Here is a 16203-nt window from a genome sequence, read left to right as displayed (position 1 = left end):
AGGTCCGCCTCAACCCGGAATCTTGTTGAGGATATTGGCCATGACGATCTCGGGCACCGACTCGGGATACGTGCAGAACGTCACCTCCACCAGTACTGACGCCTTCACCCGGTAGTCGCGGCCGCACCGGCCCGGGCGGGTGTGCAGCGATTCGGTGTCGGCGGTGACCTCGCCGACCAGATATGACCCCATCGGACCGGCTTCGCAACGGTGCACCGTGGTCGAGAGCGTGTTGAAGGCCTGCTGCGCGGTGGCGCCGTCGCGGTAGGCGGCGGCTCCCTCCGAGATCAGGGCGCGCCGGGCGGGGTGCTGAAAGCTGGTCTTGTGGAAGTCCTCGACGTCGGTGCCGAAGGTATCGGTCTCGGCGAACAAGAAGCGGCAATCCAGGGGAACCGACTCGGCGAGCTGGTCGATGTCGATCGGGAACTTGCCGTCCATCGTGGGGATGATCGTCAGGTCCTGACCGCCGCCGGTGATCGCCTGCATCTGAGCCTGCGTCAGCAGCACCTGATCGACGTCGACGATGCCAGGCGGGCTGTACGGCGGCTCGCTGAGGGCGCGGAGGCCCGACCCGTCGACCCACTGGGTACACCCGCTGAGCAGGACCGCCATCGCGCAACAGGCCAGCCCCGCGCGCACCGTCATGACCCCCACGTTAGGCCCCCGGATGAGCGGTTTTGACGGGCCGTCCAATACGGTTGCCCGGTGAGTGTTTTCGCGGCGGCCACCGGGGTCGGTTCGTGGCCGGGTTCGGTTCCGCGCGAGGCGGCCGAGATCGTGGTCGGGGAGCTGCACCGGCTGCCGCACCTGGTCGAGCTGCCGGCGCGTGGCGTGGGCGCCGACATGATCGGCCGCGCAGGGGCGCTGCTGGTCGATATCGCCATCGACACCGTGCCGCGCGGCTACCGGATCACCGCCCGCCCGGGCGCGGTCACCCGCAGGGCGAAGAGTCTGCTCGACGAGGACATCGACGCCATCGAGGAGGCGTGGGAGAGGGCCGGCGGGCCGGGTTCGGGGCGTCCGGTCAAGGTGCAGGCGCCGGGTCCGATCACGCTGGCCGCCCAGCTGGAACTACCCAACGGGCATCGCGCGCTGACCGACGCCGGGGCGGTCCGCGACCTGGCGTCCTCGCTCGCCGAAGGGGTGGGGCGGCACCGGGCCGAACTGGCGCGCCGGCTGGACACGACGGTGGTGGTGCAGTACGACGAACCGGTGCTGTCGGCCGCGCTGGCCGGCCGGCTGACCGGGGTGACGGCACTGAACCCGGTGCATCCGGTCGACGAGGCGGTGGCGATCACCTTGCTCGACGAGTGCGTGGCGGGGGCGGGCACCGAGGTGCTGCTCCACAGCTGTGCCGACGTTCCCTGGAATGTCTTGCAGCGCAGCATGATCAATGCGGTATCGCTGGATGCGGGCGCGCTCGGTGATGCCGATCTGGATGGGTTGGGGGAGTTCCTGGACTCGGGCCGCGCGGCGATCTTCGGTCTGCTGCCCACGAGCGCGCCGGCAGCGCGGCCGTCGGCCGAGGAGGTGGCCGCCGCCGCGGTGGCGATCACCGACCGAATCGGCTTCTCCCGCAGTTCGGTTCGCGATCGCATAGGCGTCAGCCCGGCCTGCGGACTGGCCGGTGCGACCGCGGCGTGGGCGCGGGTGGCGGTCGGCTTGTGTCAGCGGGCCGCCGACGCCGTCACCGAGGATCCCGAAGCGATCTAGCGGTATGGACATGGCGCAGAAGCTCGCGACGCGATGGTTCCCGCTGTTCCTGATCGGCACCGGTGTCGTGTACGTACTGGGTTGCCTGGACATGGTCAACGTCGAGATCGACGACGTGTTCATCACATTGCGCTACAGCCGCAACCTGCTGGCCGGCGAGGGCGCGGTGTTCAACCCGGGTGATGCAGTCGAGGGATACTCGAATCCGACCTGGCTGTTCCTGGTCACCGCCGTTTCAGCGGTCACGGGCCTGACCGGTCATCTCGCGCTGTTCTATCTGGCAAAAGTGCTGTGCATGGTGCTCGGGCTGGCGAATTTGGTTGTGCTGTACCGACTTGCGAAGCTGCACGACAACTGCACCGCCGTCGTCGCGCTGTTGGTCGTCGTTGTCGCGGCCAGCCCGTTCCTGAACGTCTACAACATTTCGGGTATGGAAACGTCGCTCGTCACATTCCTGCTGACGCTGACCGTTCTGCTCTACTGCTTGTGGCGCGCGCGCCGAACACTGGGCTATGCCGTGGGTTTCGCCGTCGTGCTCGGAGTGCTGAGCACTTCTCGACCCGAAGCGATCATGTATCCGGTCGCCATCTACGCCGGCATCGTTGCGATCGGAGCCCGCAGGAAAGACGAACGGTTACCGTTCACCGCAGCGACGGCGGCCGTCGTGGTGGCGATCGTCGTGGCGTTCCTCGCTTTCCGGTTCTCCTACTACGGCGAATTGCTCCCCAATAGCCTGTTCGCCAAGAACAATCCGAGTCTCTCCGCGTTCAAGGAGGGTTCGCGCTACGTCGCCCTGTTCGGCGCCATGACGCTTGGCCCCTACCTCCTGCTGGCCCTACTCAAGCGGCCGCCGCTTCTGGTGCGTGCGCATCTACCCATCTACCTGGTGGTCGTTGCGCAACTGGCCTTCGCGGCTTACGCGGGGGGCGACTGGATGCCCGCCTTCCGGCTGGCGTTGCCGGTGCTGCCGATACTGCTGTTCCTGGTGGTCGATCAGGTCGATCTGCGCGGTCTTCTCGATCAGAAATTGCTTGCGGCGGTGCTGATCCTGGCCGTTGTCGTCGGCTCCTCGTGGGTGGTGCAGCGGTACTACGTCAAGACCTACAAGCCTCTGACATCGGGCTGGGCCCTGGAATTCGTGCCCTACAACGAGGATTACTACGACATCGCCCGCAAGCTGGGTGACATCGCTTCGCCCAACCAGACCGTCCTGCTCGGCGAGGCGGGTGTCATCCCGTATCTCAACGATCGCCTGCGATTCACTGACCTGTACGGGCTGATGGACAAGCACGTCGCACGTGACGTTGCGGGGAAACACTTCGCGCGCATCGACAATCAGTATTTTCTGTCACGCAATTTCGACTACGTCGTCGCGGTGATTCTGCGAAACAAGCGTCCGGCGGACGTGGACGGAAAATATGACACCGGGTTCGTCGCCCTGGATGCGTTGTTGAACGATCCCCGGTTCAGGAGCGACTACACGCCGGTCTACTACGAAAAGCGCGGCATCATTTTCCAGCGGATCCACGCGCCCGGATAGTCGGAGCACTGGGGAAATGGAGTATCGCTCTACTTACAACCCGGCCGGACATCGCACCTAGCGTTCGAATCAGCGGCATCACGCCGCACTGACGAACGGGGGCGACGATGACGATTCTCGGAGAACGTGCGGTTGTGCTGGGAGCCAGCATGGCGGGGATGCTGGCCGCACGGGTGGCCGCCGAGCACTACCGGGAGGTGGTCGTCGTCGACCGGGACATGCCGGCCGAACGGCCGGCTCAGCGTCGCGGTGTACCACAGGGATGCCATGGCCACGTGCTGCAGGCCGGCGGGGTGGCCGTCCTCGACGAACTGCTCCCCGGCATTCTCGAGGACATGGTGACCCACGGTGCCCCCTCTTGGAGCGATGGCGACCTGGATCGGGTGATCGCTGAATACGGTGGGCACCGGTTCCTGCCGGTAGGCAAGCTGATCAACCCGGTGACGTCCTATCTACCGAGCCGACCCTTCCTGGACTGGCATGTGATGCAACGCCTTTCGGCAATGCCCAATGTCACGATCCTCGGGGGGCGCGATGTGATGGGGCTGACGGCCTCGGCAGATGGGCAACGGGTCACCGGTGTGACGATCGCGCGCCGCGACGCCACCGAAGCCACTGTGCTCGGTGCGGATCTGGTGATCGACGCCACCGGCAGGGGATCGCGCACACCGATCTTCCTCGAAGACCTCGGATACGACCGCCCGCGCGAGGACGAGCTGGTGATCAACCTCGCCTACACCAGCCAGTGGTTGCGTTTGCCGTCCGGCGCGATCACCCAGAACATGGTGGCGACATTCCCCAAACCCACCGACCCGACTACCGTCGCGCTGCTCCGTCATGAGAACGACACCTGGCTGATGACGACCGGGGTGATGGGGGGTGCCGAGCCGGCCGCGAATTTCGCCGACATGATGCGGATAGCACGGCGCCGGCTGCCCCGGCAGGTTCTCGATGCGCTCGAGATGGCCGAACCGGAGGGCAAGACCGCCCACTACCGCACGCCGTCGAACCGGTGGCGCCGCTACGACGACATGATGCGGCTGCCGGACGGGTTGGTGGTGACCGGTGACGCGGTGTGCAGCTTCAACCCGATCTACGGCCAGGGCATGACGGTGGCGGCCATGGAGGCGGTCGTGTTGCGGCAGTGCCTGCGCGTCGGCGATCGCGACCTGCCCAGACGGTTCTTCCGGGCCAGTGCCAAAACCATTGGCGTGGCGTGGCGCAACGCCACCAACGCCGACCTCTCGCTGCCGCAGGTCGCGGGGAAGCGGACGCTGGCGACCCGGATCAACAACAGGTTCTCCGACTGGGTGCTCACCGCAGTCGAGACCGATCTTGTGGTCACCAGTCAGTTCCTCCGAGTGCTGGGAATGCTCGATTCGCCTACCCAGCTGATGCGACCCACGATTCTGGCCCGGATCCTTCGCGCCAATCTCACACGGGCACAGCGGGTTCACGAGCCGGAGCTCACGCGGACCGGCTAACTGTCGAGCAGCTTGATCAGCCGCGCCGGAGCCTGCAACCGGAACGACGCGTCCACCAATTCGGTGACCTCACCCCAGTCGACCTTGGCGGCGTCGAAGTCCAGACCCAGCCAGCCGTACGGACCCAGATACGCCGGATAGAAGAAGCGTGGATCCTGCTGCAAGGCCTGCCGCTCGCTGTCGTCGACCTTCACCAGCAGCGCATGGTTGTACCGGATCATCGGGCCGCTGGGATTCTTCTGGCTGCCGCCGTAGACCGCGAACATCTTCGGTGCCGAGAACGTCGGCCGGCCGTGGGAGATCTTCTCGGTCGCCTCCGGCAGCGCCAGCGCGATCTTTCGGAGCTTGGCCAGGATCGGGTCGGCGTCGTCGAACATGATCGGGTGCGGCATGGATTCACCTTGCCACGATCGGGACCTGTCGGGCGGCTCCGATAACCTGCGAGGGTGGCTCCGCAGACAACCGATTCCGAGGTTGATCCCATCGATCCGGATGTGCGCCGGCGCTGGCAGGATCTCGCCGGCGAGGTGCGTGAGCATCAGTTCCGGTACTACATCAAGGACTCGCCGATCGTCTCCGACGCGGACTTCGACAAGCTGTTCAACGAACTGCTCGCCCTCGAGGAGCAATACCCCGAGCTGCGCGTCGCCGATTCGCCGACCCAGCTGGTCGGCGGGGCCGGCTTCACCACCGAATTCGGCGAGGCCGCCCATCTGGAGCGGATGCTGTCGCTGGACGACGTGTTCAACGCCGACGAACTGGTGGCCTGGTCCAACCGGGTCGAAACCGAGATCGGCCGCGACCCGCACTACCTGTGCGAGCTGAAGGTCGACGGGGTGGCGCTGGCCCTGGTGTACCGCAACGGCCGGCTGGAGCGCGCGGCCACCCGCGGTGACGGTCGGGTCGGCGAGGATGTCACCAACAATGCCCGCACGATCGACGACATTCCCGAAACCCTCACCGCAGCAAAGGAATTCCCGGTCCCGGCGGTACTCGAGGTGCGCGGCGAGGTCTACTTCCGGCTCACCGACTTCGAGAACCTCAACGCCAGCCTGGTCGAGGAGGGCAAGGATCCCTTCGCCAATCCGCGCAACAGTGCCGCGGGCTCACTGCGCCAGAAGAATCCGGCGGTCACCGCCAAGCGCCGGCTGCGGATGATCTGCCACGGCCTCGGCTATACCGAGGGCTTCACCCCGGCCACGCTGCATGACACGTATCTCGCGTTGAAGGCCTGGGGGCTGCCGGTCTCCGACCACACCACTCAGGTGGCCGGACTGCCTGCCGTGCAGGAGAAGATCGCGTACTGGGGTGAGCGCCGCCACGAGATCGAGCACGAGATCGACGGCATCGTGGTCAAAGTCGACGACTTCGCGCTACAGCGCCGCCTCGGCGCCACGTCACGCACGCCGCGCTGGGCGGTGGCCTACAAGTACCCGCCGGAAGAGGCCCAGACCAAGCTGATCGACATCCAGGTCAACGTCGGACGCACCGGCCGGGTCACCCCGTTCGCGGTGATGACCCCGGTGAAAATCGCCGGCTCCACCGTCGGCATGGCCACCCTGCACAACGGCTCGGAGGTCAAGCGCAAGGGCGTGCTGATCGGCGACACCGTGATGATCCGCAAGGCCGGTGACGTGATCCCCGAAGTGTTGGGGCCAGTGGTCGATCTGCGTGACGGCAGCGAGCGGGAATTCGAGATGCCGACCCACTGCCCGGAGTGCGGCACCCCGCTGGCCCCGGCCAAAGAGGGTGACATCGACATCCGCTGTCCGAACGCCCGGTCGTGTCCCGCCCAGTTGCGCGAACGCGTCTTCCACCTGGCCGGCCGCGGCGGGCTGGATATCGAAGGGCTGGGCTACGAAGCCGCGACGGCCTTGCTGAACGCCAAGGTCATCGGCGACGAGGGCGACCTGTTCAGCCTCACCAGCGCGGACCTGCTGACCTCCGATTTCTTCACGACCAAAGACGGTGCGCTGTCGGCCAATGGCGCGCGGTTCCTGATCAACCTGCAACAGGCCAAGGAGCGCCCGCTGTGGCGGATCCTGGTGTCGCTGTCCATCCGGCACGTGGGGCCGACGGCGGCGCGGGCGCTGGCGGTCGCGTTCGGCAGCCTCGAGGCGATCATGGCCGCGACAGAAGAGCAGCTGGCCGATGTCGAGGGTGTCGGGCCGACCATCGCCGCCTCGCTCGTCGAGTGGTTCGCCGTCGACTGGCACCGCGCGATCGTCGACAAGTGGCGCGCGGCCGGCGTGCGGATGGAAGACGTCCGCGATGCGGCGATAACCCCGACGCTGCAAGGACTTTCGATCGTCGTCACCGGGTCGCTGCCCAATTTCTCCCGCGACGAGGCCAAGGAGGCCATCATCACCCGCGGCGGCAAGGCCGTCGGCTCGGTGTCGAAGAAGACGTCGTTCGTGGTGGCGGGCGACGCGCCCGGATCCAAGTACGACAAGGCCGTCGAGCTGGGTGTGCCGATCCTCGACGAGGACGGGTTCCGCACCTTGCTTGCCGAGGGGCCGCCAGCGGTCGAGGAGCCCGAGTCCGAGGAATGACTCAGCGCAGGATCGTCGCGACGATGCCCGCCAGGTAACCCAGCCGGGCGACTTCCGAGGGGCGGAACAACGGTCCGCCGGGCCGCCCGAGCATGATTGCGGTGTTGGGATCACCCAGCGGCGCGGCCGCCAGCGTGGTGTCCATGTCCCGCCAGATCTGGGGCACCCAGTCGGCACCGCCGTCGAGCGCCTCGGCGTGCGCCAGCGGCAGCCACGGCGCCGACGTCGCCTGGGTCTCCGGTGCGCCCGGGCTGCCGACGATGCGTTGCAAACCCGACTCCGAGAAGCGCGCGACCGTGCACCAGCCCACCCGCAGCACGTGTGGCGCCTCGTCGGCCAGCACCTGCAACCTGTCCTCGCGGTCGGCGGCGGCGACGTGGTCGATCAGCTCCAGCTCGCGGTGGGCCTCCAACAGGCCGGTGTGCGGCCGGATGGTGTCCACCCGCACGCCTTCGAGACGTTCGGCGGCGGTGATCAGCATGTCGGGCATCGCACCGGGCGGCAGCTCGACCACCAGATCGTCGATCGCGTACCCCGAGCCGCGCTCGACGACGTCGAGCGACAGGATGTCGGCGCCGACCGTACCCAGGGCGACGGCGAGCGAGCCGAGGCTACCGGGCCGGTCGACCAGCTGGACCCGCAGCAGATACGAAGGCACGCGGACACCCTTTCACAGCCACCTGGACTCAGCATTCCGGCAGATAGGTGTGCTCAGCCCCGCACATAGACCGTGCAGCGCGCGGCCCCGCAACCGAAAGCCGGGTGAAATCGCTGGTCAGACCGTGCGAGCTGGCCGGTGACGGAGTCGTCGCCGACCATCAGGACCGCCACGTCAGGATCGGCGAGTAAATCACGCGCCCGGGCGGGTGTGATGTCGTCGGGGACCCGGATCGCGCGATGTGACAGATCGGCCGGCCAGGCCAGATAGGGCAGGTCCATCGTGCTGTCGAACACCGTGACCGCGCCCGGCGGCAGATGGTCCACGACGGCCAGGAAATCGCCCGGCGGACCGTCGGCACCGACCGCGGCGCGGCGCTGGTCGGCGGTCATCGCCGGATAGGCACTCAGCGGCGGTCCTTCGCCGGTGAGGCCGGGATAGGACAGCCACAGTCCGTGCGCCGCGGCGATCGCGACCGCGGCGAACACCCCCTGACGCCAGCGCCTGCCCAGCGTCCCCACGGCCGGGACCGCGAAGGCCAGCACCAGGCCGGCGAAGCCCAGCACGTAGCGGGCGACCGCGGGATCCGGGGTGGCCAGCGCGGCCGCGAAACACAGCCAGACCGCAGGCGATCGGGTGCGCACGGCCCGCACCACCGCGACCGGCAAGGCCACCAGGAACACCAGCCCCAGCCCGCCGATGCGCATGTCGAACACCGGAAGGGGCGGCGCGATCGTCGTCCACGAACGGAGCACCCGGCTCAGCAGCGGCCCGTCGAGGTGGGGCGAGGCCGCGCCCGAGTGCAGCAGGGTCGAAAGAGCTTGTGTGCCAGGCAGATGCAGCGGGCCGGCGTCGATGCGCACCGGCCATACCGGATTGTGGTGACGGACGACGTTGATCACGTAGGTCGGTGCGCCGAACAGCAGTGCGGCCAGCCAGGCCGGGACAAGCACTTTCCACTGCCCGGCGTGAAGACCGCGGACCGTCAGCACCGTGAGGAGCAGCCCACCGGCGACGAGCGCGTTCGGTTTGGAGCCCAGGAACAGACCGATCGCGAGCCCGGCCAGCAGCAGCTGCGGGCGGCCCGCCGGCGCCAGCACGAACGCGACCGCGGTCAGTAGAAGGGCGGCCGAGGCCACGTCGGTGTAGTTCGACGGCAGCTGCAGGAACACCGCGGGCAGCGTCAGCCAGGCCGCCCCGGTCGCCACCGCGTGGTCCGGTCGCGCTCCGGACTGACGGGCGATCGCCGCGATCGCCAGAGCACCCAGCAGGCCGAACACCACATGGGCCAGCTCGACCAGCCGGTCGTCGGGCAGCAGCGCCCGCCAGGCGATGAACGCGTCCTCGACGATGTGCGGATAGCTGGACAGATAGGGCACGTCGGCGGGGACGTCGGCGAACGTGCCGCGCTGCAGGGCGAAATTCACGTACGGCAGGTGATAGCCCAGCGCGTCCCATTGCCACACCGGCAGGTAGTAGGCCGCGACCACGGCCAGCATCACCCCGCCCGTCCCGACCAGCAGCACTGGCAGCGTCTCGACGCTGACAGCTTCCCGCCACCGCAGGTGCGGCCACGGCACCTGGAGTCGGCGGGCCACCAACAGCGCGGCCAGCGCCGCCCATACCAGCACCGCCAGCAGCAGCGGGCCGGTCAGCCGGCCGACCGTTCCCAGCCCGACCACGGCCGCCACCACAGCGGCCAGCGTCACCACCGCGCCGGCGAGCACACGCTGCACGCGCATCACCCTTCCACGCCCGCCCCAGCGGTCACCTAGGCTTGAGCCTCGTGTCCCAGATCTCCCGCGACGACGTCGCCCGGCTGGCCAAGCTGGCCCGGCTGGCGCTGACCGACAACGAACTCGACAGCTTCGCCGGCCAACTCGACGCCATCTTGGGCCATGTCAGCCAGATCCAGGCCGTCGACACCGGTGACGCGAAGCCGACCGGCAACCCGCTCACCGATGTCAACGTCACCCGGCCTGACGTGGTTCAGCCGTGCCTGACCCAAGAGGAAGCGCTCGCCGAGGCGCCCGCCTCCGCCGACGGCCGGTTCGCGGTTCCGCAGATCCTGGGGGAGTCGCAGTGAGCGAGTTGATCCGCCTCGACGCCGCCACCCTCGGGGAGAAGATCGCGGCCAAGGAGGTCTCCTCGGTCGAGGTGACGCAGGCCTGCCTGGACCAGATCGCCGCGACCGACGAGCAGTACCACGCCTTCCTGCACGTTGCGGCCGACGAGGCACTCGCCAGTGCGGCTGCGATCGACAAGGCGACCGCCGCCGGGGAGACGCTGCCGTCGCCGCTGGCCGGCGTTCCGTTGGCGCTCAAGGACGTTTTCACCACGACCGACATGCCGACGACATGTGGGTCGAAGATCCTCGAGGGCTGGGTGTCGCCCTACGACGCGACGGTGACCGCCCGGCTGCGGGCCGCCGGGATTCCGATCCTCGGCAAGACCAACATGGACGAATTCGCCATGGGCAGCTCCACGGAGAACTCCGCGTACGGCCCGACCCGCAACCCCTGGGACACCGATCGGGTGCCCGGCGGCTCCGGGGGTGGCAGCGCGGCCGCGCTCGCCGCGTTCCAAGCGCCGCTGGCGATGGGCACCGACACCGGCGGCTCGATCCGCCAGCCAGCCGCGCTGACCGCGACCGTCGGGGTCAAGCCGACCTACGGCACGGTGTCGCGGTACGGACTGGTGGCCTGCGCGTCGTCGCTGGATCAGGGCGGGCCCTGTGCGCGCACGGTCCTCGACACCGCGCTGCTGCACGCGGTGATCGCCGGGCACGACCCGCGTGACTCCACCTCGGTCGAAGCGGAGGTGCCCGATGTCGTCGGCGCGGCCAAGGCCGGGGCGGCCGGTGACCTGGCCGGGATGCGCATCGGCGTGGTCAAGCAGCTGCGCAGCGGCGAGGGCTACCAGCCCGGCGTGCTGGCCTCGTTCAACGCCGCCGTCGAGCAGCTGTCGGCCTTGGGTGCGCAGGTCAGCGAGGTCGACTGCCCGCACCTGGACTACTCGCTGTCCTCCTATTACCTGATTCTGCCGTCGGAGGTGTCGAGCAACCTGGCCCGCTTCGACGCCATGCGGTACGGACTGCGCGTCGGCGACGACGGCACGCACAGCGCCGAAGAGGTGATGGCGCTGACTCGCGCCGCCGGCTTCGGCCCAGAAGTCAAGCGCCGCATCATCATTGGCACCTATGCGTTGTCGGCGGGCTACTACGACGCCTATTACAACCAGGCGCAGAAGGTCCGCACGCTGATCGCGGGTGACCTGGACGCGGCCTACGAGAAGGTCGACGTGCTGGTGTCGCCGGCCACCCCGACCACCGCGTTCCGGTTGGGGGAGAAGGTCGACGATCCGCTGGCGATGTACCTGTTCGACCTGTGCACGCTGCCGCTGAACCTGGCCGGGCACTGCGGAATGTCAGTGCCCTCGGGCCTGTCACCCGACGACAACCTGCCGGTGGGGCTGCAGATCATGGCGCCCGCATTGGCCGACGATCGGCTGTACCGGGTAGGTGCGGCCTATGAGGTTGCCCGCGGTCCGCTGCCAACGGCGATCTGACGAGGCAGGATAGGGCCCATGCGTATTGGAGTCCTCACCGGCGGCGGTGACTGTCCCGGCCTGAACGCCGTGATCCGTGCTGTCGTGCGGACCTGCGATGCCCGCTACGGCTCCTCGGTGGTCGGTTTCCTCGACGGCTGGCGCGGCCTGCTCGAGGACCGCCGGATCCAACTGCACAACGACGACCGCAACAACCGGCTGCTGGCCAAGGGCGGGACCATGCTCGGCACCGCGCGCACAAATCCCGACAAGCTGCGCGCCGGCCTCGACGACATCAAACAGACGTTGGAGGACAACGGGATCGACGTCCTGATCCCGATCGGCGGCGAGGGCACGCTGACCGCCGCGCACTGGCTGTCCGAAGAGGGCGTGCCCGTCGTCGGCGTGCCGAAGACCATCGACAACGACATCGATTGCACCGACGTCACTTTCGGTCACGACACCGCACTGCAGATCGCCACCGACGCCATCGATCGGCTGCACAGCACGGCGGAGTCACACCAGCGGGTCATGGTCGTCGAGGTGATGGGCCGCCACGCGGGCTGGATCGCGCTGAATGCCGGGCTGTCCTCCGGTGCGCATATGACGCTGATCCCCGAGCAGCCCTTCGACGTCGAAGAGGTGTGCCGGCTGGTCAAGAAGCGCTTTCAGCGTGGCGAGTCGAGCTTCATCATCGTGGTCGCCGAGGGGGCCAAGCCCGCCGAGGGGTCGATGCAGCTGCGCCAGGGCGGCACCGACGAATTCGGCCACGAACGGTTCACCGGGGTGGCCCAGCAGCTGGCCATGGAAGTCGAGAAGCGGATCAAGAAGGAAGTGCGGGTCACCGTGCTCGGCCACGTCCAGCGCGGCGGCACCCCGACGGCCTATGACCGGGTGCTGGCCACCCGCTTCGGCGTGAACGCCGCCGACGCCGCCCATGCCGGCGAGTACGGGATCATGGTCTCGTTGCGCGGGCAGGACATCGGCCGGGTGCCGCTGGCCGACGCGGTGCGTCAGCTCAAGCTGGTGCCGCAGACCCGCTACGACGACGCGGCCGCCTTCTTCGGCTGAGAGATCACGTCGTTCGGCCGAGCAGCTCGCTGACGAGGTGACTCGCGAGCCACCGTTCGAAACGGATTGCGGCCCAGCGCCGTTGGCGTACCAGCCGGTCGAACAGGACGGGGTCGCTGGCCAGCCAGGCAATGTCACGGGCTTCGGCGTGACTCAAATCCTTTCGCAAAGCACCCAATTCGGCGAGCCGGTCGACGACGGTGCGGGCACTGGTCAGCCGTTGGTCGGCTAGCTGCTGATGCAGTTCGCGGGCTTGCGGATCCACTCCCGCGGCGATATCCAGTGCCTGCCACAGCGCAGCGACTCTGGTGTCGATCTCGACCAGAACCGTCGCCCAGCCATTCAACAGCGCATCGGGGTCGTCGGCTCGAAGAAGGCGGTCAACCTCCGGCCGTTCCTGCAACGCGATGGGTTCGTCGTCTCCGGCGATCGCCCAGTCGATGGCGAGCTTGAGGATCTCGGCCTTACCGCCGATGGCGGTGAACACGGTCTTGCGGCTCACTCCTGCCTCGGTCGCGACCGCCTCGATCGTCGTCGCCCCGTAGCCCCGCTGGGCGAACAGTCGCTCGGCCGCCTCGACGATGAGACGACACGTCGTCCGAGCCTGCGCGCTGCGCAGCTCCGACCGGTATTGCCGCTTGACAGGAGAGCTCATTCTACGTAACTCTACACGTATTCATTACACTCATTGTTACCTCAATTGGGGAGTGTCACGTGCGAGCTGCGATCGTCGGAGGCGGTCTCACCGGACTGTTCACCGCCATGATGTTGGCGCGCCGCGGCCACGACGTCGTGGTGTTCGACCGTGATGCCGGGCCTCCCGGCGACGGCGAAACTTGGCAGCGCGTCGGGGTGATGCAGTTCCACTTGCCACATACGTTTCGCCATCAGGTGATCGACGCGCTGGCCGTCGAACTGCCAGACGTTCTGGCAGCCGTCATCGCGGCGGGAGCCGAAGTGGCGGGCGGGCCCGATCCGGCGGACCGGCCGGCCGTCCTGCGGTGCCGGCGGAGCCTGTTGGAATGGGTGCTGCGGGTTCATGCGGCCGCAGAGCCCGGCGTCACCCTGGTATCCGGCCACGTCGACGAGATTCTCACCGAACGTGGCTGTGCGGTCGGCGTGCGGCTGGGGAGCAGGTACGTGCGGGCGGATCTGGTGCTGGACGCGTCAGGCCGGGCCAGCCGACTGACCGACGGCATCCGGCCGCTGCCCGAGGGCGCCCCGTGTGGGGCCGTTTATCTGAGTCGGCAATACGAGCTCCAGCCGGGGGCGCCTCCGGGGCCGACCAACTCCGTGCTGGGCCTGGCCCTGAGCTATCCGGGGTACTGGGCCATCGCGTTCCTGCACGACAACCGGGCATTCTCGATAGCACTCGTGCACGACGGCACCGACCGCCGCCTGCGCGAGCTGCGCCACGTGGACGTGTTCGACGCTGCCGTCTCCGCGATCCCGCACCTGTGCGAGTGGGTGGACCCCCGGCGGTCGGTTCCCCTCACGCCTGTGCAGGTCGGGGGGAGGCTCGAGAACACGTATCGTGGACAGCTCGACGGCTCCGGCCGACCGGCTCTGCCTGGGCTGATCTCGGTCGGCGACGCAGTCTGTACCACCACCCCACTCGCCGGCCGTGGAGTCGCCCTGGCATTCCTGCAGGCTCGCGGGCTTGTTCGTCAGCTCGATGACCACCGTCACGATTTGCATTCGGCGACAATGGGTTTCGACCAGTGGTGCGCAACCAACATCAAGCCGTGGTTCATCGACCATGTGCACTGCGACAGCGAGCGTCAACTCCGGTGGGCGGGCGCAGACATCGACCCGAGCCGCCCGCTGCCCTCCGACCTGATCGTCGCGGCCGCTGAGGCTGATCCCCGGCTGCAGCCGATCGTCGGGCCCTACCTGGCGATGGAGGCGTTGCCGGCCAGCCTGACCGCTGCCCGGCCGCTCGCCCAGGAGGTCTACCGCCGCGGCTGGCGCCCACCCGTTCCGCCGGGACCGAGCAAGCAGGAGCTGGCCGAGCTGTGTGCCCACCGTTCTTCCGCGAGCAGCCGCGAAATCCCCCTTATCCGGGGTTTTCCGGAGGCGTTTGCGTCTGCTCGCGAGGAAAAAGTGACCCATTAGGATCGATGACATGACTGCTGCAGCGCAGGCCGACCTGCTCGATTACGACGACGTCGTCGCCCGTTTCGATCCGGTGCTCGGTCTGGAGGTGCACGTCGAGCTCTCGACGGCCACCAAGATGTTCTGCCCCTGCTCGACGACGTTCGGCGCCGAGCCCAACACCCAGGTCTGCCCGGTGTGCCTGGGCCTGCCGGGTGCGTTGCCGGTGCTCAACGAGGCCGCCGTCGAGTCGGCCATCCGGATCGGGCTCGCGTTGAACTGCTCGATCGCGCCGTGGTCACGCTTCGCGCGCAAGAACTACTTCTATCCCGACCAGCCGAAGAACTACCAGATCTCGCAGTACGACGAGCCGATCGCGTTCGACGGCTACCTTGACGTGCCGCTGGACGACGGCACTACCTTCCGCGTCGCCATCGAGCGGGCGCACATGGAAGAGGACACCGGCAAGCTCACCCACGTCGGCGGCGACACCGGCCGCATCCACGGGGCGACCACGTCGCTGCTCGACGTCAACCGGGCCGGCGTGCCGCTGATCGAGATCGTCACCAAGCCGATCGAGGGTGCCGGTGAGCGCGCTCCCGAGGTCGCCCGCGCCTATGTGACCGCGCTGCGGGATCTGCTGCGCGCCCTCGGCGTCTCCGATGTGCGGATGGACCAGGGCTCGCTGCGCTGCGATGCCAACGTGTCGCTTCGGCCGATCGGCCAGCAAGAGTTCGGCACCCGCACCGAGACCAAGAACGTCAACTCACTCAAGACCGTCGAGGTGGCGGTTCGTTACGAAATGCGCCGTCAGGCAGCGGTTCTCGTCGAAGGCGGCAGGATCCACCAGGAGACCCGGCACTTCGACGAAGCCGGATTCACCTCGCCCGGTCGCGACAAGGAGACCGCCGAGGACTACCGGTACTTCCCCGAGCCCGATCTGGAGCCGGTCGCCCCGAGCGACGACCTGGTGGCGCAGCTGCGCACCACGATCCCCGAGCTTCCGTGGTTGTCGCGCAAGCGAATTCAGGAGGAGTGGGGGATCTCCGACGAGGTCATGCGGGACCTGGTCAATGCCGGTGCCATCGAGCTGGTCGCCGCCACCGTCGAGTCCGGGGCGTCCAGCGAGCAGGCCCGGGCCTGGTGGGGAAACTTCTTGGTGCAGAAGGCCAATGAGAGTGGCGTCGAACTCGACGCGCTGGCGATCACGCCGGCTCAGGTCGCCAAGGTCATCGCGCTGGTCGACGAGGGCAAGCTGTCCAACAAGCTGGCCCGCCAGGTGATCGAGGGCGTGCTGGCAGGTGAGGGTGAGCCCGAGCAGGTGATGACCGATCGCGGTCTGGCGCTGGTTCGCGACGACTCGCTGATCCAGACCGCCGTCGATGAAGCGCTGGCCGCCAACCCCGATATCGCCGAGAAGATCCGCGGCGGCAAGGTGCAGGCCGCCGGCGCGATCGTCGGTGCGGTGATGAAGGCGACCAAGGGGCAGGCCGACGCGGCGCGGGTGCGCGAATTGGTGATGGCCGCCTGCGGCCAGAGCTGAGA

The 16203-nt window shown here is 68.0% G+C and carries 14 protein-coding genes; 9 read left to right on the top strand and 5 right to left on the bottom strand.

All coding sequences use genetic code 11. From position 1 onward, the window contains the following. Positions 1-9: 9 nt before the first annotated feature. Positions 10-645, bottom strand: a complete 636-nt coding sequence (locus EV580_RS05065) for a sensor domain-containing protein (RefSeq protein WP_133690003.1) — start codon at positions 643-645, stop codon at positions 10-12. A 60-nt stretch (positions 646-705) separates the two neighbouring features. Between EV580_RS05065 and EV580_RS05060 the strand changes: the two genes are divergently transcribed. The 3 genes from EV580_RS05060 to EV580_RS05050 all read left to right on the top strand — a co-directional run bounded on the left by EV580_RS05060 (position 706) and on the right by EV580_RS05050 (position 4737). Beyond that, entirely contained in the window at positions 706-1713 is a 1008-nt protein-coding gene (locus EV580_RS05060; protein WP_133690002.1) for a methionine synthase, read from the top strand. 10 nt (positions 1714-1723) lie between these two features. Then, entirely contained in the window at positions 1724-3253 is a 1530-nt protein-coding gene (locus EV580_RS05055; protein WP_133690001.1) for a DUF8728 domain-containing protein, read from the top strand. 107 nt (positions 3254-3360) lie between these two features. Further along, the gene (locus EV580_RS05050; protein ID WP_133690000.1) at positions 3361-4737 is read left to right on the top strand and encodes an FAD-dependent oxidoreductase; all 1377 of its coding nucleotides are present in this window, start codon (positions 3361-3363) and stop codon (positions 4735-4737) included. Here the strand turns inward: EV580_RS05050 and EV580_RS05045 are convergent. After that, positions 4734-5129 carry an MmcQ/YjbR family DNA-binding protein gene (locus EV580_RS05045; protein WP_133689999.1) on the bottom strand — a complete coding sequence of 132 codons (396 nt, stop codon included), beginning with the start codon at positions 5127-5129 and terminating at the stop codon, positions 4734-4736. The genes EV580_RS05050 and EV580_RS05045 overlap by 4 nt on opposite strands. Before the next feature lie 90 nt (positions 5130-5219). On the opposite strand from EV580_RS05045, the gene ligA reads away from it, so the two are divergent. Further along, positions 5220-7289 (top strand): NAD-dependent DNA ligase LigA, encoded by a 2070-nt coding sequence (ligA, locus tag EV580_RS05040; RefSeq protein WP_502703919.1) that lies wholly within the window; start codon positions 5220-5222, stop codon positions 7287-7289. A gap of 1 nt (position 7290) precedes the next feature. Here ligA and EV580_RS05035 read toward each other — a convergent pair whose 3' ends face one another. Further along, positions 7291-7947, bottom strand: a complete 657-nt coding sequence (locus EV580_RS05035) for an ACT domain-containing protein (RefSeq protein ID WP_133689997.1) — start codon at positions 7945-7947, stop codon at positions 7291-7293. A gap of 53 nt (positions 7948-8000) precedes the next feature. Further along, positions 8001-9683, bottom strand: coding sequence for a hypothetical protein (locus EV580_RS05030; RefSeq protein ID WP_133689996.1), 1683 nt, complete (start codon positions 9681-9683; stop codon positions 8001-8003). A gap of 50 nt (positions 9684-9733) precedes the next feature. Between EV580_RS05030 and gatC the strand changes: the two genes are divergently transcribed. The 3 genes from gatC to EV580_RS05015 are packed head-to-tail and all read left to right on the top strand — an operon-like array spanning position 9734 to position 12564. After that, positions 9734-10033: an Asp-tRNA(Asn)/Glu-tRNA(Gln) amidotransferase subunit GatC gene (gene gatC / locus EV580_RS05025; RefSeq protein ID WP_133689995.1), complete on the top strand. Its 300-nt coding sequence runs from the start codon at positions 9734-9736 to the stop codon at positions 10031-10033. Beyond that, complete coding sequence (gene gatA, locus EV580_RS05020; RefSeq protein WP_133689994.1) at positions 10030-11514, top strand: Asp-tRNA(Asn)/Glu-tRNA(Gln) amidotransferase subunit GatA; 1485 nt, start codon at positions 10030-10032, stop codon at positions 11512-11514. The genes gatC and gatA overlap by 4 nt, the downstream gene beginning before the upstream one ends. A gap of 18 nt (positions 11515-11532) precedes the next feature. After that, a complete protein-coding gene (locus tag EV580_RS05015) occupies positions 11533-12564 on the top strand; it encodes an ATP-dependent 6-phosphofructokinase (RefSeq protein WP_133689993.1) in 1032 nt (343 codons plus the stop codon). Positions 12565-12568: 4 nt separating this feature from the next. Here the strand turns inward: EV580_RS05015 and EV580_RS05010 are convergent, their stop codons facing one another. Next, positions 12569-13219, bottom strand: a complete 651-nt coding sequence (locus EV580_RS05010) for a TetR/AcrR family transcriptional regulator (protein WP_133689992.1) — start codon at positions 13217-13219, stop codon at positions 12569-12571. A gap of 59 nt (positions 13220-13278) precedes the next feature. On the opposite strand from EV580_RS05010, the gene EV580_RS05005 reads away from it, so the two are divergent. Then, complete coding sequence (locus EV580_RS05005) at positions 13279-14679, top strand: FAD-dependent oxidoreductase (protein ID WP_133689991.1); 1401 nt, start codon at positions 13279-13281, stop codon at positions 14677-14679. A 10-nt stretch (positions 14680-14689) separates the two neighbouring features. Continuing rightward, positions 14690-16201: an Asp-tRNA(Asn)/Glu-tRNA(Gln) amidotransferase subunit GatB gene (gatB, locus tag EV580_RS05000; RefSeq protein ID WP_133689990.1), complete on the top strand. Its 1512-nt coding sequence runs from the start codon at positions 14690-14692 to the stop codon at positions 16199-16201. The last annotated feature ends 2 nt before the right edge of the window (positions 16202-16203 follow it).

Origin of the sequence: Mycobacterium sp. BK086, from assembly GCA_004362315.1 — a bacterium.
Taxonomy (GTDB): Bacteria; Actinomycetota; Actinomycetes; order Mycobacteriales; family Mycobacteriaceae; genus Mycobacterium.
Note: the sequence above shows the minus strand (reverse complement) of the source record. Positions and strands in the feature narration are given on the sequence as shown.

Excerpts from the sequence above, each read along its gene's own strand:
- EV580_RS05065 (WP_133690003.1), bottom strand. The coding sequence starts at position 645 with ATGACGGTGCGCGCGGGGCTGGCCTGTTGCGCGATGGCGGTCCTGCTC.
- EV580_RS05055 (WP_133690001.1), top strand. The coding sequence starts at position 1,724 with ATGGCGCAGAAGCTCGCGACGCGATGGTTCCCGCTGTTCCTGATCGGC.
- EV580_RS05050 (WP_133690000.1), top strand. The coding sequence starts at position 3,361 with ATGACGATTCTCGGAGAACGTGCGGTTGTGCTGGGAGCCAGCATGGCG.
- EV580_RS05045 (WP_133689999.1), bottom strand. The coding sequence starts at position 5,129 with ATGCCGCACCCGATCATGTTCGACGACGCCGACCCGATCCTGGCCAAG.
- EV580_RS05015 (WP_133689993.1), top strand. The coding sequence starts at position 11,533 with ATGCGTATTGGAGTCCTCACCGGCGGCGGTGACTGTCCCGGCCTGAAC.
- EV580_RS05010 (WP_133689992.1), bottom strand. The coding sequence starts at position 13,219 with ATGAGCTCTCCTGTCAAGCGGCAATACCGGTCGGAGCTGCGCAGCGCG.
- gatB (WP_133689990.1), top strand. The coding sequence starts at position 14,690 with ATGACTGCTGCAGCGCAGGCCGACCTGCTCGATTACGACGACGTCGTC.